This window comes from Curtobacterium sp. Leaf261, assembly GCF_001422205.1.
GTDB lineage: Bacteria > Actinomycetota > Actinomycetes > Actinomycetales > Microbacteriaceae > Curtobacterium.
The window spans coordinates 132698-152018 of the sequence record NZ_LMMJ01000011.1 but is presented as its reverse complement, the minus strand read 5'-3'; the positions used below and the strand labels follow the sequence as shown (position 1 = coordinate 152018).

Annotated in this window: 18 protein-coding genes; 3 read left to right on the top strand and 15 right to left on the bottom strand. The window is 71.9% G+C overall.

Annotation, left to right across the window (positions count from 1 at the left end; genetic code table 11):
* Window positions 1–136: 136 nt before the first annotated feature.
* The 3 genes from ASF23_RS17985 to ASF23_RS15920 form a co-directional block, all read right to left on the bottom strand.
* Window positions 137–1003 (bottom strand): GrpB family protein, encoded by an 867-nt coding sequence (locus ASF23_RS17985; protein ID WP_162236783.1) that lies wholly within the window; start codon window positions 1001–1003, stop codon window positions 137–139.
* Between the two features lie 256 nt (window positions 1004–1259).
* A complete protein-coding gene (locus ASF23_RS15925; RefSeq protein WP_055955913.1) occupies window positions 1260–2279 on the bottom strand; it encodes a dipeptidase in 1020 nt (339 codons plus the stop codon).
* Window positions 2276–3604 (bottom strand): FAD/NAD(P)-binding protein, encoded by a 1329-nt coding sequence (locus ASF23_RS15920; RefSeq protein ID WP_055955909.1) that lies wholly within the window; start codon window positions 3602–3604, stop codon window positions 2276–2278. Before ASF23_RS15920 ends, ASF23_RS15925 begins: the two co-directional genes overlap by 4 nt.
* Window positions 3605–3697: 93 nt before the next feature.
* Between ASF23_RS15920 and ASF23_RS15915 the strand changes: the two genes are divergently transcribed.
* Entirely contained in the window at window positions 3698–4210 is a 513-nt protein-coding gene (locus tag ASF23_RS15915; RefSeq protein ID WP_055955906.1) for a GNAT family N-acetyltransferase, read from the top strand.
* Window positions 4211–4258: 48 nt separating this feature from the next.
* Complete coding sequence (locus tag ASF23_RS15910; protein ID WP_055955904.1) at window positions 4259–5143, top strand: NAD-dependent epimerase/dehydratase family protein; 885 nt, start codon at window positions 4259–4261, stop codon at window positions 5141–5143.
* Between the two features lie 112 nt (window positions 5144–5255).
* Here the strand turns inward: ASF23_RS15910 and ASF23_RS15905 are convergent, their stop codons facing one another.
* From ASF23_RS15905 to ASF23_RS15865, 9 genes are all read right to left on the bottom strand, one after another.
* Window positions 5256–6665 carry an LLM class flavin-dependent oxidoreductase gene (locus ASF23_RS15905; protein ID WP_268750862.1) on the bottom strand — a complete coding sequence of 470 codons (1410 nt, stop codon included), beginning with the start codon at window positions 6663–6665 and terminating at the stop codon, window positions 5256–5258.
* 68 nt (window positions 6666–6733) lie between these two features.
* Entirely contained in the window at window positions 6734–7183 is a 450-nt protein-coding gene (sufU, locus tag ASF23_RS15900) for a Fe-S cluster assembly sulfur transfer protein SufU (RefSeq protein WP_082474245.1), read from the bottom strand.
* Complete coding sequence (locus tag ASF23_RS15895) at window positions 7180–8508, bottom strand: aminotransferase class V-fold PLP-dependent enzyme (RefSeq protein ID WP_055955901.1); 1329 nt, start codon at window positions 8506–8508, stop codon at window positions 7180–7182. Before ASF23_RS15895 ends, sufU begins: the two co-directional genes overlap by 4 nt.
* 106 nt (window positions 8509–8614) lie before the next feature.
* Window positions 8615–8950, bottom strand: coding sequence for a type II toxin-antitoxin system PemK/MazF family toxin (locus ASF23_RS15890; protein WP_200919382.1), 336 nt, complete (start codon window positions 8948–8950; stop codon window positions 8615–8617).
* Complete coding sequence (locus ASF23_RS15885) at window positions 8947–9204, bottom strand: hypothetical protein (protein WP_055955898.1); 258 nt, start codon at window positions 9202–9204, stop codon at window positions 8947–8949. The genes ASF23_RS15890 and ASF23_RS15885 overlap by 4 nt, the downstream gene beginning before the upstream one ends.
* 118 nt (window positions 9205–9322) lie before the next feature.
* On the bottom strand, window positions 9323–9535 hold the full coding sequence (locus ASF23_RS15880) for an antitoxin (RefSeq protein WP_055955895.1): 213 nt from the start codon (window positions 9533–9535) through the stop codon (window positions 9323–9325).
* A gap of 194 nt (window positions 9536–9729) precedes the next feature.
* On the bottom strand, window positions 9730–11019 hold the full coding sequence (locus tag ASF23_RS15875; protein ID WP_235510920.1) for a chloride channel protein: 1290 nt from the start codon (window positions 11017–11019) through the stop codon (window positions 9730–9732).
* 86 nt (window positions 11020–11105) lie between these two features.
* Window positions 11106–13400, bottom strand: coding sequence for an alpha-galactosidase (locus tag ASF23_RS15870; protein ID WP_055955889.1), 2295 nt, complete (start codon window positions 13398–13400; stop codon window positions 11106–11108).
* 64 nt (window positions 13401–13464) lie between these two features.
* On the bottom strand, window positions 13465–14448 hold the full coding sequence (locus ASF23_RS15865; RefSeq protein ID WP_055955886.1) for a magnesium and cobalt transport protein CorA: 984 nt from the start codon (window positions 14446–14448) through the stop codon (window positions 13465–13467).
* Between the two features lie 109 nt (window positions 14449–14557).
* On the opposite strand from ASF23_RS15865, the gene ASF23_RS15860 reads away from it, so the two are divergent.
* Complete coding sequence (locus ASF23_RS15860; protein WP_055955883.1) at window positions 14558–15382, top strand: TspO/MBR family protein; 825 nt, start codon at window positions 14558–14560, stop codon at window positions 15380–15382.
* A gap of 162 nt (window positions 15383–15544) precedes the next feature.
* Here the strand turns inward: ASF23_RS15860 and ald are convergent, their stop codons facing one another.
* The 3 genes from ald to ASF23_RS15845 form a co-directional block, all read right to left on the bottom strand.
* Window positions 15545–16645 carry an alanine dehydrogenase gene (ald, locus tag ASF23_RS15855; protein ID WP_055955881.1) on the bottom strand — a complete coding sequence of 367 codons (1101 nt, stop codon included), beginning with the start codon at window positions 16643–16645 and terminating at the stop codon, window positions 15545–15547.
* A 195-nt stretch (window positions 16646–16840) separates the two neighbouring features.
* The gene (locus ASF23_RS15850) at window positions 16841–18226 is read right to left on the bottom strand and encodes an FAD-binding oxidoreductase (RefSeq protein ID WP_055955878.1); all 1386 of its coding nucleotides are present in this window, start codon (window positions 18224–18226) and stop codon (window positions 16841–16843) included.
* A gap of 56 nt (window positions 18227–18282) precedes the next feature.
* Complete coding sequence (locus ASF23_RS15845) at window positions 18283–19281, bottom strand: AraC family transcriptional regulator (protein ID WP_162236782.1); 999 nt, start codon at window positions 19279–19281, stop codon at window positions 18283–18285.
* Between the last annotated feature and the right edge of the window lie 40 nt (window positions 19282–19321).

Genomic DNA, 19321 nt, shown 5'->3' with positions numbered 1-19321 from the left:
CTCCCAGAATCGCGCCTCCCGGGCACGCTGCTCCAGCCTCGATCCCATCTGCAACACTCCAAATCACGGTGGTGTTGCAACGACCAGCTGAACCCAAGGATCGCCATCCGGACGCAGGCGGCGGTTAGTCCAGCGCTCACGGTCGCGGATGGGCGTCGTGGGAGTGGTTCGGGTCGGATGCGAAAGTTCGTTCGTAGATGTCGTAGACGACCGCGGCCTTGGCGTCGTTGTAGCGCACGCCTTTGTCGGCGCTCACGGCCTGCGCCTTTGCGTCGGCGTAGGCCTGTCGGTCCTCGGGGTGGGATCGCAACCACTCCACGAACAGGCGGTGCCGTTGCGGCTCCACTGCCTCTGGCTGCCACACGTGCAGGTTGGTGTTGGGATTGCTGAGGGTGAGCTGCCGGTGTGCATCGCCTGCGATCACGTCGCGGAAGATCAGACGGAACCCGACGGCCTCGAGCTTCGGCAGCCAGGCTTGTTCATCGAGGACGTCAGGCACGAGCAGGTCGGCGTCGATGACCGGCTTGGCGATCATGCCGGGCACGGCTGTGGAGCCGACGTGCCAGACGGTGTGACCAGCGCCGAGCGCACCTACGACGAGGTCGCGCACGCACGCGAACGACTCGGCCCACCGCGGGTCGTAGGCCTGTGGGGAGCCGGGGTCGGTCTGTCGGAATGCGACGCGCTGCGACTGACGGGCGGCGTTGCTGTCGGCGACGAACGGGCGCCAGAGAGGGTGTTCGGCCACGGTCACATCATGAACCCTCACGCGTCTCACCAGCCGCTCCTCAGGCGGGATGATCGGCGGCTCCAGCAGGCTCTGTCTGCTCAGACACCCCACTTGGCCATGAACCGGTGGACGAAGAACGCGATGATGCCGAGCAACATCCGCCCCGACGAACCGTTGTTCCAGGACCTCTCCAACGTCGTCTTCTTCATGACCGCAGAGGAGGTCATCGTGTCTCGGCCCTCCATCGGAACCGGCCTCGACGACGATCGACACCGTTCCTCGGCGCGCGCCAGCCCTGGGAGCGGTTCCTGCGGGAGCACCCGCCCGTCCGTGCGGAACAGGCCTGACCGCCGCGGCAGTGCCTCGTCCCCACGATCGCGACGACTGAGGTTGCCGGCACGCGGCGGACGCGGGTGGTGGACCACCGCCGCAGCGCCGACGCGCTGCACCACCATCGGACTGGAGGGACGGTGCCAGCCCGCACCGTCCCTCCAGTCCGGGGTCGGTGTCCGCAGGCACGCACGTGCCGTCAGTTGCGCGCGAACCGCTCGTCCGTCGCCGCGAGCACGCGCAGCGCGTTGCCGCCCGCGAGGGCGCGGAGGTCGTCGTCGGACCAGCCTCGGCGTCGCAGCTCCGACGCCAGGACCGGGTAGCGCGAGACGTCGCGGAGGTCGTCCGGCAGGGTCGGCGTGCCGTCGTAGTCGCCGCCGAGGCCGATGTGCCGGACGCCGGCGACCGCACGCGCGTGGTCGACGTGGTCCGCGACGTCGGCGACCGTGACGACCGGTGCCGCACCCGTGCCGTCCCAGCCGGCGTACGCGGCCGACACGAACTGCGGGACGAAGGTGATCATCACGACGCCGCCGTTCTCGCCGAGCCGCGCGAGGACGTCGTCGGGGACGTTCCTCGGGTGGTCGTTCACCGCGATCGTCGACGAGTGGCTGAAGACCACCGGCGCTGTCGCGATGTCGAGTGTGTCCCGCATCGTGTCGGGGCTGACGTGCGACAGGTCCACGAGCATGCCGATGCGCTCCATCTCGGCGACGATCGCACGCCCGCGGTCGGTGAGGCCGCCGTGCGGGTGCGACCCCGTCGCGGAGTCCGCCCACGGGGTGTCGTCGTTGTGCGTCAGCGTCATGTACCGGACGCCGAGCCGCGCGAAGTCGCGGAGCACGGCGAGGTCGTCGCCGATGGAGTGACCGCCCTCGGCGCCGAGCAACGACGCGATCCGGCCGGATTCCACCGCGCGGTGGACGTCGGCTGCCGTCCGCGCGAGCTGCAGGTCCTCCGGGTACCGCGCGACGAGCCGGTGCACCAGGTCGATCTGCTGGAGCGTCGAGCGCACCGGATCCGGGTCCTCGACGTCCACGTACACCGACCAGAACTGGCCGACGACACCGCCGTCGCGGAGCTTCGGGATGTCCGTGTGGAGGGTCTGCTCGACACCGTCGACCCCCTCGACGCTCGAACCGCGGGAGACGCGGCACTCCCACGGCAGGTCGTTGTGGCCATCGATGACCGGGAACGAGAGCCCGTCGAACGCGGTCACGCCGTCGCCGTCGCCGTGGCAGTCTCGGTCGCGTCGGCGGGTGTCAGCGTCTCGAGCGCACGGTCGGCCACGCGGTTCGCGAGGATCCGGATCTCTCCGATCGCGGTGGTCTCCCAGAGTGCTCCCCGCAGCGCGTGTCCGATCGCGAGGAGTCGTCCGTCCGCGGTCCCGGCGGCGTCGATGACCGCCCCGGAGTGTTCCGCGGCGAGCCCGAGGCCGAGCGGTTCCTGGACGAGCGCTCCGTGCGCGAGCAGCGCGTCGACGAGCGGGCTCCACCCGGGCGTCGTAACGGACCCCGGGCCGGTGCAGAACACGACCACCTCGTGGTCGGCGGGGTCGGCGTCCGCGTCGAAGCGCAGGGTCCCGGCGTCGACGAGCGACTGCAGCTCGTCGTGCACGGAGGGCGCCATGCGGTGCCGGCGGACGTCCCAGCGGCGGGCGAGGTGCTCGAGGAACCGACGTCGCTCGACCTCGGTGAGCCCCGCCCAGTGCTCCATCAGGTGCGGCCGCATGCCGTCGACGACCGCCTGCCAGGGGGTGCCGTCGCGGTCGGCGGCGCGGAGTTGCTCCCCGAGGTCGTGCGCCAGGTCGCCGAGCGTGATGGCGGCTGGGTCGAGCCCCGGACCGGGAGCGGCCGGCGCGGACGGGTGGACGCCCGGCAGGAGCAGGTGTCGGCTCGTGGCGGTCATCCGGATGCCGTCGTCCCGGCGTGCGAGCGTGGTGGCGACGTCGACCATCGTCAGGCCGGTCCCGACGAGCAGGACGTCGGCGCCCGCGGGGACCTCGTCGAGGGCGTCGACCGCCCACGGGTCGTCGACCTGCGCGGCAGCGCCGGTCGCCCACCGGGCGGGCGGCGGGTTCCCGAGCGCGAGGACGGCGACGTCGGCGTCGACCGTCCGTCCGTCGTCGAGCACGACGTGGACGCCGTCGTCGTCCGTGGTCAGGTCGACCGCCTCGCCGTGGACAGCGGAGGCGGCCCCGTCTGCGACGAGTGCACGGAAGGAGTCCTCGACGTAGTCGCCGTAGGTGTTCCGGAAGACGAAGTCCGCAGGGCCGACGTCGAGCCCGCGCTCGGTGCACCAGCGGACGAAGTGCTGCTCGTCCGCTGCCGAGACGCTCATCTTGCCGGCGGGGCTGTTCAGGCGGTGGTGCGGCTCGGCGCGGCCGTACGCGAGGCCCCGGCCGATCGCGGGCTCCCGGCTGACGACGGTGATCTCCGGGGCGTCGACCCCGCGCGCCGCGGCACGCTCCCGGACGGCGACGGCGACGTACACGGCGCTCGCTCCCCCACCGACGATGACGACGGACGACCCTGGACCATTCATACGATGCAACTCCGCTCCCGGGCGCGCATCTGGCCACGTGCCCACCTCCGACGGTAGACCGGTCCACCGACGCCAGGGTCGTACGCTGACGGGATGGCCCCGCGCTTCACCGTCCGCAGCACGACCGCCGCCGACTGGCAGGAGGTCCGTGCGCTCCGACTCCAGGCGCTCGCGGACACCCCGATCGCGTTCGGCGAGACCCTGGCGGCCGGACGGCGACGCGACGAGGCCAGCTGGCGGGAGCGAGGTGGGCGCGGACAGCTCGAGCACAGCACGTTCCTCGCGGCGATCGACGCCGACGGCACCTGGGTCGGCACGATGGGCGGCACCGTCGAGGGGACGCCGGCTGCGCCCCTGCCGATGCTCGTCGGCGTGTTCATCGCACCCTCGCACCGTGGCCGGCGGATCGGCGTCGCTGATGCACTGCTCGCCGGGGTGGAGGAGTGGGCCGCGACCGAGGGCGACACGATCACGCTCGACGTGCACGAGGACAACGACCGGGCGATCGCGTTCTACGAGGCACGCGCCTACGTGCGGACCGGGCGGACCCGTCCGTACCCGCTGGCCCAGGGCAGCCGCGAGCTGGAGATGCGCAAGGCGCTCTGACCGCGCGCCAGGCGGAGCACGCCCGTCCCGCGGTCGTAGGCTCCGGATGTGCGCATCCTCGTCACCGGCGCGACCGGGTACCTCGGCAGGTCCGTCGCCATCGCGCTCGCGCGTGACGGGCACGACGTCCTCGGCATGACGCGTGACACCACCGGGCCACGGGCGACGTCCCTGCAGCGCCTCGGTGTGCGCCCCGTCGAGGGTGACGTCGCCCGGACCGAGTCGTACGCCGCACACCTCGCGCACACCGATGCCGTCGTGCACACCGTCATCGACGCCGACGACCCGACCGGGAGCGACCAGCGCCTGTTCGCGGCCGTCCGGCAGGCGGAGGCGGAGGACCACCGCCGTCGGCACGTCGTCTACACGACCGGGTGCTCGACGTTCGGTCCGGCGACCCACACCGTGCTCACCGAGGCGACACCGGTGGACCCGGAGAACCGGCGGGCGCGGCTCGAGGCCGACCTCGTGGACTCCGGGCTCGCCCACACGATCATCCGACCGGCGTTCGTGCACGGCGACGACGCCAGGAGCTCGATCGTCGGCCGCTGGTTCCGCGAGGGTGCCGACGGCCGCGCGGTGCACCACGGCGACCCCGGCAAGCTCTGGTCCTGGGTGCACGTCGATGACGTCGGAGCAGCGTTCGCCGCGGTGCTCCGCGAACCCGCCGCCCACGACGGCCAGGTCTACCTGCTCGCCGACGACCAGGCCGCTCCTGCGCTGACCGTGCTCACCGCCGCGGCGCGCACGGCGGGCTTCGACGGCACGGTCTCGTTCGCGCCGATCTCGGACGAGGAGCCGACCTACCGCGTCTTCGACCACGACGAGGTGGTCGACTCGACCAAGGCCCGCTCGCGGCTCGGCTGGATCCCCACGCACGCCGGTGTGCTCGAGGACCTCCCCGCGTCGTTCGCCGCTTGGAGCCGCACCTGACGAGGTCGGTCCGTTCCGCCTCGGCCCCGGCGTCACCCGGTCGCGGCGTCACCCGGTCCCGGCGTCACCCGGTCCCGGCGTCACGCGGTCGCGCTCGGGTTCGTGACGGTGCTCAGGCGTCCGCGCGCTCGCCCACCCGGAACGACGCGCCCCGGTGCTCCGCAGGCAGCCGGTCACCACGGCCGAACAGCTTGTTCCGGAGGGCCCCGTCCTGGTAACCCGTCGGGTACGCGTCGCGCGCCCGGAGCTCCGGGATGACGAACTCGATGACGTCCTCCCACGTGCCGGGGGTCACCGCGTAGGCGAGGTTGAACCCGTCGACGTCGGTCTCGCGGACGATCTCCTGGAGCTGGTCGGCGATCGTCGCCCCGGACCCGACGGCCACCGGGCCGAGCCCGCCGATCGCCGTCTGGCGCACGATGTCGCGGATCGTCCACGACGACCCGTCCGACCCGGTCGCCGCGGCCAGGTTCGCCGCAGCCGACTGGATCGCGTTCGACTCGACGTTGCCGAGCGGTTCGTCGAGGTCGTACCCGGAGAGGTCGACGCCCATCCACCCGCTGTTCAGGACGAGCGCCCCGAGGTCCGACGCGTACGACAGGTAGTCCTCGTACTTCGCCTGGGCGAGCTCGTCGGTGGCGTCGGTGATCACCGTGAGGAGCGTGTAGATGCGGGCGGCGTACCGGTCGCGACCCGCTGCCTCGAGTGCGTCGCGGATGCGGCCGACCGTCGCCGCCAGCTGCGGGATGGTCGGTGCGCCGACGAAGATCGCCTCGGCGTTCTCCGCCGCGAACCGGATCCCGCGCGGCGATGCACCGGCCTGGTAGATGACCGGGGTGCGCTGTACGGACGGCTCCGACAGGTGGATGCCGGGGACGTCGAAATGCCGCCCGTGGTGCTCGATGGGGTGCACCTTGTCGGGATCGGTGAACACCCCCGTCTCGCGGTCCTCGACGACGGCGTCGTCCTCCCAGGAGCCCTCCCACAGCTTGTAGAGCACCTCGAGGTACTCGTCGGCGACGTCGTAGCGGTCGTCGTGGGCGAGCTGGTCGGTCTGGCCCATGTTGCGCGCGGCACTCGGCAGGTACCCGGTGACGACGTTCCACCCGACGCGCCCCCTGGTCAGGTGGTCGAGCGTCGACATCCGGCGGGCGAACGGGTACGGGTGCTCGTACGCGGTCCCGGCGGTCACCCCGAACCCGAGGTGTTCGGTCACCGAGGCCATCGCGGACACGAGGAGGATCGGGTCGTTGACCGGGACCTGCGACCCCGTCCGGAGCGCAGCCTCGTTCGAGTCGCCGTAGACGTCGTAGGTGCCGAGGACGTCGGCGATGAAGATCCCGTCGAAGCCGCCGGACTCGAGGAGCTTCGCGAGGTCCGTCCAGTAGGACAGCTGGTTGTAGTTCCGCGAGCGGTCCCGGGGATGACGCCACAGCCCGGAGGACTGGTGCGCGACGCAGTTCATGTCGAACGCGTTGAAGCGGATCTGTCGCGGGCTGCCGTGCTGCTCGGATGTGCTCACGACGCGACAGTACGTCGGGTGTGGGCGCGACGTCGCGGACTGTGACCCCGCATGACGCGGCCGTCCGGTCAGCGCGCGGCGAGCATCCCCGAGCAGGCCTCGGCGGCGACCCACGCGAGCATGCCGCACTTGACCCGCATGACGAACTTCGAGACCCCGTGGAACGCGACCGCGTCCTGGAGCACGTCCTCGTCGGGCTCCCCCGACCCGCGCGACCGCATCATCGTGCGGAACGCGTCCGTCAGTCCGGCCAGTTCGCCGAGCGTCCGTCCGGGCGCCATGTCCGCGAGCACCGACGCGGACGCCATCGAGATCGAGCAGCCCGCACCCTCCCACGACAGCGCGGCGATGCGGTCGGTGCCCGGTTCCAGCCGGACCCGCACGGTGATCTCGTCGCCGCACGTCGGGTTCCGCTCGAAGTGCTCGGCGTCGGCGTCGGCGAGCGGCCCCTCGCCGTGCCGGGCCTTCGCGTGGTCGAGGATGACCTGCTGGTAGAGGCCGGCGAGCATGTCGGTCATCGGACGACCCCCGCCGGGGCCGCGTCCGCGCCGAAGTACGCCCGGATGCTCCCCACGGCCGCGATGAACCGGTCGACGTCCTCGTCGGTCGTGTACACGTACGTGCTCGCTCGACTGGTCGCGACCAGGCCGAGTCGACGGTGCAGGGGCTGCGCGCAGTGGTGGCCCGAGCGGACCGCGATGCCCTGCGCGTCGAGGTACTGGGAGACGTCGTGGGCGTGCACGCCGTCGACGTCGAAGCTGACGAGCCCGGACCGCGGAACGCCTGCGGCAGGACCGACCACGCGCACACCGGGGATCGTGGCGAGACCCTGGAGCATCCGCTGCGCGAGCGCCTCCTCGTGCAGCCGGACACGGTCCGTGCCGACCGCGTCGAGGTACCGCACGGCCTCGGCGAGCGCGACGGCCTGCGACACCGGCTGCGTACCGGCCTCGAACCGCTCCGGCGCGGGCATGAACTCGGAGTGCTCCATCGTCACGGTGGTGATCATCGAGCCGCCGGTCCGGAAGGGCGGCAGGGCGTCGAGCAGCTCCGAGCGGCCCCAGAGCACGCCGATGCCGTTCGGTCCGAGCATCTTGTGGCCGGAGAACGCGGCGAAGTCCACCCCGAGCGCACCGACGTCGAGCGGGCGGTGCGGTGCGGACTGGCACGCGTCGAGGACGACGAGCGCACCGACTGCGTGCGCGAGTGCCACGACCTGTTCGACCGGGGCGATCATGCCCGTGACGTTCGAGACGTGGGCGAACGCGACCACTCGGGTCCGTGGCCCGATGACCGCCGCGGCGTCCTCCGCTCGCCAGCAGCCGTCGTCGTCGACCGGCACCCAGCGGAGCGTCGCCCCCGTGAGCGCCGCGAGTTCCTGCCACGGGACGAGGTTCGCGTGGTGCTCGGCCTCCGTCACGACGATCTCGTCGTCCGCGCCGAGGACGAACCGCGCCGCGTCCGCCCCACCGCGTCCACGGCTCGCGTTCGCCATGCCGTACGCGACGAGGTTGATCGCGTCGGTCGCGTTCGCGGTCCAGACGACCTCCGCGGGCGAGGTGGCACCGATGAACCGCGCGACCGTGACCCGGGCGTCCTCGAAGGCCTCGGTGGACAGCCCCGCGAGCGTGTGTGCCCCACGGTGCACGGCCGCGTTGTCCGTCTCGAGGAAGCGTCGCTCGGCATCGAGCACCTGGCGCGGCCGCTGGGCGGTCGCTCCGGAGTCGAGGTACGCGAGGGGCTGGCCGTTGACGTCCTGCTGCAGGATCGGGAAGTCGGCGCGGATCGTGCGCACCTCCGCGTCGGTCAGGCCCGCCGCGGGTCTGTCATCTGAGCTCGTCACGCCTGCCGCCGTTCCTGTGGTTGCGGATGGATCCGCTCAATGGTGCTTGTCGTCCGGTCTCGAGTCCAGTCGGCGGCACGGAGTCCGCCGGGCACGAGCGATGGCGTCACAGGCCGAGGACGAGTCGGAGCCCACGATCGACGTCCCGCACGAGGGACAGCGGCAGCTCGGCGATCCGTTCGTCGACCTCGTGTCGCTGCAGCGACCGGACCTCGGGAGTCGTCACGACGGAGTCCCGAGCCAGCCCCGACACACTCGAGGGCACGAACACGTTGCCCGGGTACTCTCCCGCCGCGGTGTTCGAGGTGAGCGGCACCACGAGGACCGACCCGATCCGACTCCGGTTGAAGCGGTCTGCCTGCACGACGAGCACCGGCCTGCGCTTGACGAGGCCGTCCGTCTGCGTCAGCCGTGCCCAGTGCACGTCGCCGCGACGGATCACCAGTCCTCGTCCTTGCTCGCCTCGGCGAAGTCCCGCATGGATGCGCCGAGCCACTCCGCACGCTCAGCGCGGGCCTCCGGCCCCTCGTTGTCGATCGCCCGGTTGATCCGTTCGGTGATCGAGTCGTCCGCGAGCTCCGACAGGTATCGCTCCGCCGCGGCCGCGTAGAACTGCGACCGGTTCATCCCGTGTTCCGCGATGGCCCGTTCCACCCGCTCGAAGAGTTCGTCACGCACCGAGATCGCCGTCTTCATGGCGTCGAGTATAACCACTTCATACCTCCCATCAGGAGGATGCCCGACCGTGACACCCGCGGGGGATGGTCACGGCCGGGCTGTGGAGAACCGACGCCTCCGAGGTCCCTGTGGAGGACTACTCGTTGCCGATCTTCTTGTCGGCCTGGTCCTTCGCGTTCTCGATCTGGTCGTGGTACTTGCCGCCCGTGGCCTTGTCGACCGCGCCGGCGACCTTGTCCAACAGGTCGTCGCTGACGTTCTCGGCCTTCTCGCTCTTGAGCGCGTCCTTGACCTTGTCGTTCCCCAGGAACTGCTGGGCCTTCTTGCTGATGTCGTCGAACCCTGCCATGTCTGACTCCCCTTGCACCGATGGCGGGGCCCGGTACCTCGCCGCCTGGCCCGATGCTATGCCCGGAGCACGCACGCGTGCCAGCGTGCCGACCCGCACCGTCACCGGACTGGAGGCACGGTGCCAGGCCGCCCCGTCCCTCCAGTCCGGTGCCGCACCGGTGACCGACGCGCGCCATCTGGACGTCGGTGCGCCTACGCGACCCCGGCGAGCCGCCGTCGTCCGAGCACGTACCCGACGGCCACCGCACCGCTGACGGCGAGGAGCGCCGGGATGAGGATCGTCGGACCCTGTCCCGTGAACTCGACGACGAGCACGAGCGCCGTGAACGGGGCACGCATCGTCGTCGCGAGGACGGCCGCCGCCCCGATGAACGCGAACGCCGCGAGTCCCGATCCCGGCCAGACGAACAGCCACGCGCCACCGAGGAACGCGCCGGCCGCGGCGCCGATGGCGATCGACGGGGTCAGCGTCCCACCGGCGGCGCCGGCCCCGATCGTGCCGGCGGTGGTCGCGGTCTTCGCGACGGCGAGCACGAGCATGAACAGGACCGGTGCGAGTCCGAGCACCGCCGGGTCGGTGAGCTGGGCGTTCATCGCGGCGAGCCCCGTCGCGCGGCCGTTGCCCATCACCTGCGGTACGAACACGGCCACGAGTCCGACGAGCGCGAACACGAACGGCATCACGAGGAGGATCCGCCACCCGCGGGGCTGGTGCCGCTGCAGCACCGTCGTCAGCCGGACGAACCCGATCCCCGCGAACCCGAGCACCGGACCGGCGAGGACCGACCACACCACCAGCGACGGCGACATCGTCACGTGCGGCACGTCGTAGAGCGTCTCGACGGGTACCACGAGCCGAGCCACGAACGCCGCGATCGCACTCGTGGCGAACGCGGGCAGCGCGGTGGCGAAGGAGATCTCACCGAGGAGGACCTCGACTGCGAACAGCGCCCCACCGAGTGGCACGTCGTACACGGCGGCGAGCCCGGCAGCGGCCCCGCAGGCGACCAGGATCTTCGTCTCGCGCTTCGTCAGGCCCGCGCGCACGGTGACGAGCTGGCTGAGCCAGGCCCCGAGCTCCCGGGGCGCGACCTCCTTGCCGATCGACGCGCCGAGCCCGACGGCGAGGATCTGGATGCCGGCGTTCGCGAGGGTGACGAGGGCGGGCATCCGCGCACCCCCGACTGCCGCGGGGACGGAGACGACCGGACGGCCCCATCGGCGGAGCGCCCACCACGCCACCCCCGCCAGCACACCCGCGGCGAGCACCGTGAGGAACCGCCGGAGGGCGGCCGGCTCGTCCGCGGCCTCGAGTGTCGTGTGGAACGGGAACCCGAACGCGACCACCTGGATGAGGTGCAGTGCGAGGAACACGGCGATGCCGGCGACCCCGCCGGCGACCCCGACGAGCGCGGTGACCACGACCATCCTGACGATCCACCGCGGTGTCGTGTGGGCACTTCGCTCGATCGCTTCGGGCACTCGATCACCCTAGCGTCGGCGGGGTCGCCGACCAGGCGTCGGCGGGGTCGCCGACCAGGCGGCGGGGTCGCCGCCCGGGTGCGCGGCTACTCGGCCCTCACCGTGAAGACGACGACCCGCTCCGGGAACGTCGCCGGGGCCTGCAGACCGACGGTGGCGAGCGCCCGACCGCTCACGACGGTGCCGGGAGCGGACGCACCGGCCGGGAGCGCCCCGGTCTGCGGGACACCGGGCTCGTGCGTGCTCGCGCCCTCGGCCCCGATGGCGTCGGCGTGCCACCACGCGGGCGGCCGCAGCCCGTCGTCGTGCTCCCCGACGAGGACCGGAGCGACCCGGTACCGCGTCTCCGGGTCGAGCCCCGGGAACGTGATCCGACCGCGCGGGGAGACCTCGGAGCGGGCGACGACGGCGAGGAAGAAGAGCGCGTTCTGACGGGCCTCGTCCACCACGCCGTAGACGAGCTGGGTGTCGTCGGACTGGTCCACCCGGACGAGGTCGCCCGTGTGCATGAGCTCCCGGTGCTGCTTGTAGAGCGCGATCCAGTCGACGAGCGCGGCGTTCTCGGTGTCGGTGGCCGTCGCGAGGTCCCACTCGATGCCCATGTGCCCGAACAGCGCGGTCCCGGCGCGGAACGAGAGCTCGTGCGCCCGCCCGGTCGTGTGGCTCGCCCCGGAGGCGATGTGCGATCCGAGCAACTCCGGCGGGAGGAGCTGCATCGTCCACCGGTTCATCTGCTGGCGCTCGAGCGGGTCGATGCAGTCGGACACCCAGACGCGGTCCGTGTGCTCCAGGATGCCGAGGTCGACGCGTGCGCCGCCCGACGAGCAGGACTCGATCTCGAGCCCCGGGAACCGCTCCTTCAGGGCACCCATGAGTCGGTAGGTCGCGAGGGTCTGCGCGTGCACGGCGGCCGACCCCGAGGGCCCGCCGGCCTCGACGAGGTCGCGGTTGTGGTCCCACTTGATGTAGTCGACGCCGTACTCGTCGACGATCGTGGCGATGCGTCCGAGGATGAACTCGTACGCCTCGGGGATCGCGAGGTCGAGCACCTGCTGGTGCCGGGAGCGCACCGGGAGCCGGCCGCCCGTCTGCATGATCCAGTCGGGGTGCTCGCGCGCCAGGTCGCTGTCCTCGTTCACCATCTCCGGCTCGAACCAGAGCCCGAACTCCATGCCGAGCCCGCGGACGTGTTCGACGAGCGGGGTCAGCCCGTCCGGCCACACCGTCTCGTCGACGAACCAGTCGCCGAGTCCCGCGAAGTCGTTCCGACGCCCGCGGAACCAGCCGTCGTCGAGGACGTACCGCTCGACGCCGAGCGCTGCGGCCCGGTCGGCGAGGTCGACGAGCCGCGCCAGGTCGTGGTCGAAGTAGACCGCCTCCCAGACGTTGATCGTCATCGGGCGGAGTGTCGACGGGTGGTTCGGCCGCGAGCGCAGCCACCGGTGGAACCGCCGTGCCTGGTCGTCGAGACCGACCCCGTAGGCGCCGTACACCCACGGCGAGGCGTACGACTCCCCCGCACCGAGGCGGACCTCGCCCGGCAGGAGCAGTTCACCCCCACCGACGACCTGGGCACCGGTGAAGAGCCGCTCGGCGTAGTGCCGGTGGTTCCCGCTGAACGCGACGTGCACGCCCCAGACCTCGCCGTCCGCGAACCCGAACCCGGGCGTCCCGACACTCAGCACCGTCGCGGCGTCCGCGCCCGTGCGGCCCTTCCGTCCCTCGCGCTCGTGGATGCCGACGCCGAGCGGCCGGCGCTGCGGCGTCCGTTCCTTGCCCCACCGTCCGGCGAAGTCGAGGACCTCGCGGGCACGCCCGGGGATCGGCAGCGCGATGGTCAGGCCGTCGAGGCTGTACACCGGGTCTGCGATGTTGCCGATCGTCGCGCGGACCCGGACGAGGCCGGAGGACAGCATCTCGACGTCGATCGCGAGGGTGAGGCCGGCGCCGGTGTCCTCGGCGAGCACGCGGACGAGCGCAGCGCCGTCCTCGACGAGCACCGGGCCACCGTCGGACGACGGCGTCGACCCGGCCCCTCCGGCGAGCTGCAGCGCGGTCGTCCGGAACAGCGGCGACCAGTCCCGGCCGTCGCGGTGCCCCGTCACGCCCGGCTTCCCCATCCACCCGGTGTGCGCCTCGGGCAGGAGCGCGAGGCGGATCGGCTCGTCGACGACGTTGCCCACGAGGGGCGCGATGTCCCCCTCGGCGAGCGCGGCTACCTCGTCGACCGTGATCCGTCCGAGGTCGGCGCCCCAGTGCACGACGGCGGGGAGCCGTCCGCCCGTGAGGTCGAGGAGCAGGCTCACCCCACCCTGACGGAGATGGACGAACGCGTCCGGTGCGGCATCGTCGGGCGTCGGGGTGGGGGTCTGGGTCGTCATCGATCTGCTCTCCGTCGAGTGGTCGTCGTCATGTCATCATGCTCGATCCGGGACGTCGTCCCGGTCAGAACCAGCGCTTCGCCTTGAACACCACCCAGAGCACCGCGGCGAACACCACCATCAGGACGATCGACAGCGGGTAGCCGAGCGCCCAGTGCAGCTCGGGCATGTGGTCGAAGTTCATCCCGTAGATCGCGGCGATGAGCGTCGGCGCGAACAGGATCGCGGCCCAGCCGGAGATCCGTTTCGTGTCGTCGTTCTGCTTCTGCTGCGCGAGGGTCGCGTCGACCGTCAGGGCGTTCTGCAGGAGCGTGCGGAAGGTGTCCGCGCGGTCGGTGATCTGGATGACGTGGTCGAGCACGTCGCGGAACCGGCGCTGCAGCTCGACCGGCATGTGGTACTTGTCCGCCCCGCGATGGAGTGCCTCGAGCATGAGCCGGAGGGGCCGGGTCGCGCGCTGGAAGTCGACGACCTCGCCGAACAGCTCGTAGATCCGCTTCGAGGTGTTCGCGACGCCGGAGAACAGCTGGTCCTCGATCTGGTTGATGTCCTCCTCGAGTCCGTCGGCGACGGGCTGGTACCCGTCCACGATCGAGTCGAAGAGCGCCCACAGCTGCGCCTGCGGGCCGGCGCTGACGAGGCCGGGCTTGCCGCTCATCCTGGTGAGCGCCCGCGGGATCGCGTTCGGGCCGCGCGGGTCGGCCTTGACGACGGCGATGAAGAACTGCGGACCGACGAAGGCGTGCACCTCGCCGAACTCGACGACCTCGTCCGCATCGACGTACAGCGCGGGCTTGAGCACCGCGAACAACGTGTCGCCGTAGCGCTCGAGCTTCGGTCGCTGGTGGCCGAGTGCGGAGTCCTCGATCGCGAGCTCATGCAGGTCGAACGCGACGGCGAGGTCCCCGAGCTCCTCGGCGGTCGGCTGATCGAGACAGATGCACGCGCTCGCGCCGGACTCGCGCACCATCCGCACGGTGTCGTCGAGCGACGACGCGGGGACGGGGGCGATCTGGTCGACGTAGACGGTGTTCAGGCTGACGGGCATGGATCCTCCACGGGGAGCGTACGCGGCTGGGAACACCCCGGACAGCGGCTCGCTGGTGCGGGTAGCGTCGAAGTCCTCAGCATGCTGATCAATCGAAGGGACAGCACTCATGTCGTGGTTCAGTGGGATCGTCCGCAAGGTCGTCATCGCGGCGAGTGCCGTCGTGGCCGTCGTCGGGTCCTTCATCGGTTCCGGAGCGGCCGGTGGGACGCCCATCCAGGACGCCGCGGGTGGTGCGCTCTCCGCATCCTCGACCGCGATCGCCCCGGCCGGTCCGGCGTTCGCGATCTGGAGCGTCATCTACGTGGGGCTCATCGCGTTCGCGGTCTGGCAGTTCCTCCCGCACCGCAAGGACCCGGAGATCGAGGCACGTCACGATCGACTCGGGATCCCGGTCACGCTCTCGCTCCTGCTCAACGCCGCGTGGATCCTCTCCGTCCAGGCGGGGCTCCTGCAGCTGAGCTGGATCGTCATCGTCGCGCTCCTCGGCGTCCTCGCCTGGACGTTCGTCATCCTCCGGAGGACCCGCTCGTCGGGCGCGGTCGAGGCGGTGGTCACGGACGGCTCGTTCGGTCTCTACCTCGGCTGGGTGTGCATCGCGACCGCCGCGAACATCGCCGCCGTCCTGAGCGCCGACGGTTTCCGCGGGTTCGGCCTCGGCCAGGACGCCTGGGGTTCCGTCGTCGCCGGTGTGGCGGGCGCCGTGGGGCTGCTCCTCGCCGTGACCGGCCGCGGGCGGATCGCGCCGATGCTCTCGCTCGGCTGGGGTCTCGCGTGGGTGGCCGTCGCGCGGCTCGACGGGCCGCTCGTGTCCGTGCCGACCGCGGTGACCGCGATCGTCGCGACCGCGGTCGTCGCGGTCGTGACGCTCGGCGTCCGGGTCGCGACCGTGCGCACCGGGTCGCGGCGCAGCGAGACGGTCGCGACCGCCTGATCGGCCCGGTGACCACCTGACGGCCGGGAGGGACGGGCCGGCCCCGCACCGGCCCTCCAGTCCGTCCGTCGGCTGGTCCCGCACAACGCCACCGTGCCCGCGCCGCGCAGGGAAATACCTCTGCGCGACGCGGCCAACCTGGTGTCGTGCGGACGGGGCGGGTCAGACCGTGGCCGACTCCAGGCCGTGCGCGGCGGCGACGGCCGCGTTGACGACGCGCCCCTCGTGGACGTTCAGCCCCGCGGCGAGTGCGGCATCGTCGGACAGCGCCTGCGCCCACCCCTTGCCGGCGATCGCCAGCGCGTACGGCAGGGTCGCGTTCGTCAGCGAGATGGTGCTCGTCCGCGGCACCGCTCCCGGCATGTTCGCCACCGAGTAGTAGACCGTGTCGTGCACCGCGTACGTGGGGTCGTCGTGCGTGGTCGGCCGCGAGCCCTCGAAGCACCCGCCCTGATCGATCGCGATGTCGACGAGCACCGACCCGGGGCGCATGTCCGCGACCATCGCGTCGGTGACGAGCTTCGGGGCGGCGGCTCCGGGGATGAGCACCGAGCCGATCACGAGGTCAGCGGTGCGCAGCGCCTCGGCGATCGTGTACGAGGACGACCGCAGCGTCGTGACACGACCGTCGAACCGGGCGTCGAGCGCCCGGAGCCGCGGGAGCGAGATGTCGATGACGGTGACCTCCGCGCCGAGGCCGAGTGCCATCTCCGCAGCGTGCTCCCCCGCGACACCGCCACCGATGACCACGACGCGGCCCTTCGGGGTGCCGGGCACGCCGCCGAGCAGGAGACCGCGGCCGCCGTTGGTCTTCATGAGCTGGTTCGCGCCGACCTGCGCCGAGAGCCGACCGGCGATCTCGGACATCGGCGACAGCAGGGGCAGCGAGCGGTCCGGGAGCTGCACCGTCTCGTAGGCGATCGCCGTCGCCCCGGACTCCATGAGCGCCGTGGTGAGCGGCCGGTCCGCGGCGAGGTGCAGGTAGGTGAAGAGCACCTGGCCGGGGCGGATGAGCGGGTACTCGCTCGACACGGGCTCCTTGACCTTGACGATCATGTCCGCGCGCGCCCAGACCTCGTCTGCGGTCGGCACGATCGTGGCACCGGCGGCCGTGTACTCGTCGTCGTGGAACGCCGATCCGAGCCCGGCTCCGGTCTGCACGAGCACGGTGTGGCCGTGCAGCACGAACTCCGCGACGCCGGCCGGGGTGGCCGCGACGCGGAACTCGTTGTTCTTCACTTCGGTGGGGACGCCGATCAACATCTGGACTCCTCGAGACGTGGGCGGTCGCGGCGACACCGCGGCGCCCTGTCATTCATCCACATGTTCCGGTCAGCGAGTCGGCTCCCGAATCTTCTGCCGCTCAGAACCCGCTCCGTGCGGCAGGATTCGGTTCGGCGCGGATTCGACCGCTCCACGCCGAACGATCGGCGGCCGCCATCCGGCGCCGTCGACGCGTCAGTCGAAGACCTTGCCGGGGTTGAGGGTGCCGGCCGGGTCGAACACCGCGCGGATCCCCTGTTGCAACGCGTACGAGTCGTCCCCGAGTTCGTCCCGGAGCCAGCGGCGCTTCAGCACCCCGACGCCGTGCTCTCCGGTGAGCGTGCCGCCGAGGGCGATCGCCTCGCGGAACATCGCGTCCGCGGCGGCCCAGACCCGCTCCGGCACGCCGGTGCCGTCATCGTCGAACACGAAGTTCGGGTGCAGGTTGCCGTCGCCGGCGTGCGCGACCGTCGGGATCGGGACCCCGTGCTCCGCGCCGATGCGCTCGGTGGCGTCGAACATGTCGGCGAGGCGCGACCGTGGGACCGCGACGTCCTCGATGAGGACACGGCCGCGGACCTCCATCGCGCGGTGGAACGACCGGCGGATCGTGAGCAGCTGGTCGCTCTCCTCGACGGAACCCGCCACGCGCACGGTGCCTCCGGCGGCCTGGAGGCGCGCGCCGGCCGCGTGGGCGTCGGCACCCGCGGTCGGGCCGTCGAACTGCACGAGGAGGAACGCTCCGCCCGTGACCGCGGCACCCATGGTCGCGCTGAGCACCTCCGGCCCGAGGAGCGCCGCGATGGCCTCGAGCGCCTCGGCGTCGAGGAGCTCCATGATCGAGGGCCTCGTCCGCGAGGCCGTGATCGCCGCGGCGGCCGACGCGGCCGATCGGACATCGGGGAACACCGCTCCGAGCGTCGAGGGCGTCCCGGGCGGGATCGGCACGAGCTTGACGGTCGCGCCGACGATCACGCCGAGGGTGCCCTCGGACCCGACCATGAGCGCCGTCAGGTCGTACCCGGTGACGCCCTTGACGGTCCGGCGGCCGGTCCGGATGAGACGTCCGTCGGCGAGGACGACGTCGAGGCCGAGCACCGCGTCGCGCGTGACGCCGTACTTGATGCAGAGGAGCCCGCCGGCGTTCGTGGCGATGTTGCCGCCGATGCTCGAGATCGCCCGGCTCGCGGGGTCCGGCGCGAAGCGGAGACCCGTCGGTTCGAGGACGGTGTTCAGGTCGGCGTTGATCACCCCGGGTTCGACGACGGCGAGTTCGTCCTCGACGTTGACCTCGAGCACGCGGTCCATGCGTGCGACGCTCAGGACGACCGAGCCGCCGGTGCCGTTCGCCCCGCCGGCCAGTCCGGTCCCCGCGCCCCGCGGCACCACCGCGACCCCGAGCTCCGAGCACACGCGGAGGGTGGCCTGGACGTCGGCGACGCTCCGGGCCTCGACGACGGCGATCGGCACGCCGGGCACGATCCAGCCGGACTTGTCGGTGCGGGCCGCGTCGAGGACCCCTGCTGCGGTCGACACGACGATGCCCGAGGGGTCCTCGAGCGCGGCACGGAGCCTGTCCACGACCCGCGATGAGGCCGGAGCCCCGGGAACCCCCGGCGCCGCGGGCCCGGCCGCCGTCACGGTCGTGCTCGGAGCGTCTCGTTCGGCAGTCGTCCGAAACGCGAACGGTAGGCGGCGGAGAAGCGTCCGAGGTGTGCGAAGCCCCACGCCCTGGCGACGTCGGCCACCGTCGTCGACCCGCCCTCAGCCGCCGTGAGTTCCCGGTGCACCGCGTCGAGACGGACCGACCGGAGGAGCGCCCCGGGCGTCGTGTCGAGGTGTCGGCGGAAGCTCTGCTGCAGGCCACGCGGGCTGAGGTCGGCCGCCGCGGAGATCTCGGTCGTGCCGATCGGCAGGTGGGCGTTCGCGTGCACGAAGTCGATGGCCCGCCGGACCCGGTCGATCTCCGGGCCGAGGCGCCCCTCCGGCACATGCAGCCCGCTCCGCTGCGGGAACGTCGACAGGAGTGCGGACGCCACGGCGTCGGCCATCGCACGACGGGCGATCGCGTCCGGTGGTGCCTGCAGGTCGAGGAAGCGCGGCGAGATGCGGCGGACGACGGCACGCCACGACGCGAGTGCCTCCGGGGTCAGCGCGCGGAACGGGTCGAATGCGAGGCGCGTGCCCTCCGGGTCGTCGCTCGTCGCGGCGAGGGACTCGACGAACCGCCGGTTGAGGTGCACGAGGCTCTGGACGATGTTCGTGTGGTGCAGCTCGAACGACCGGTCCATCGGGAGGACGATCGGGGTTCCGGCGGGGAGCTCGACCTCACGCTCCTCGATCGTCAGGACGGTCCGTCCGGCGCGGTTCCACAGGACGATGAACTCGTCCTCGTTCTTCGTCGTGCCACGGAGTCCTGCGAGGAACCTGGTCGTCCGGAGCGACATGTCCGCACCGCCGATCGCCGCGTGCTCCCACGAGAACGCGGCGTCCGTCGGGGTGACGTCGGGGTCCCGGATGGCGTACCCGGAGCGGAAGAACGCCGTCGCTGCGTCGATGTCCGTGCCCGAGACACGACGCACGTACCGGTCGTCGCGCACCGCGTGGTCTTCGCGCACAGGAGTGGTCAAGCTCATGCGTCTGAATCTACGCAGGACCACCGACATCCGGGGTCTG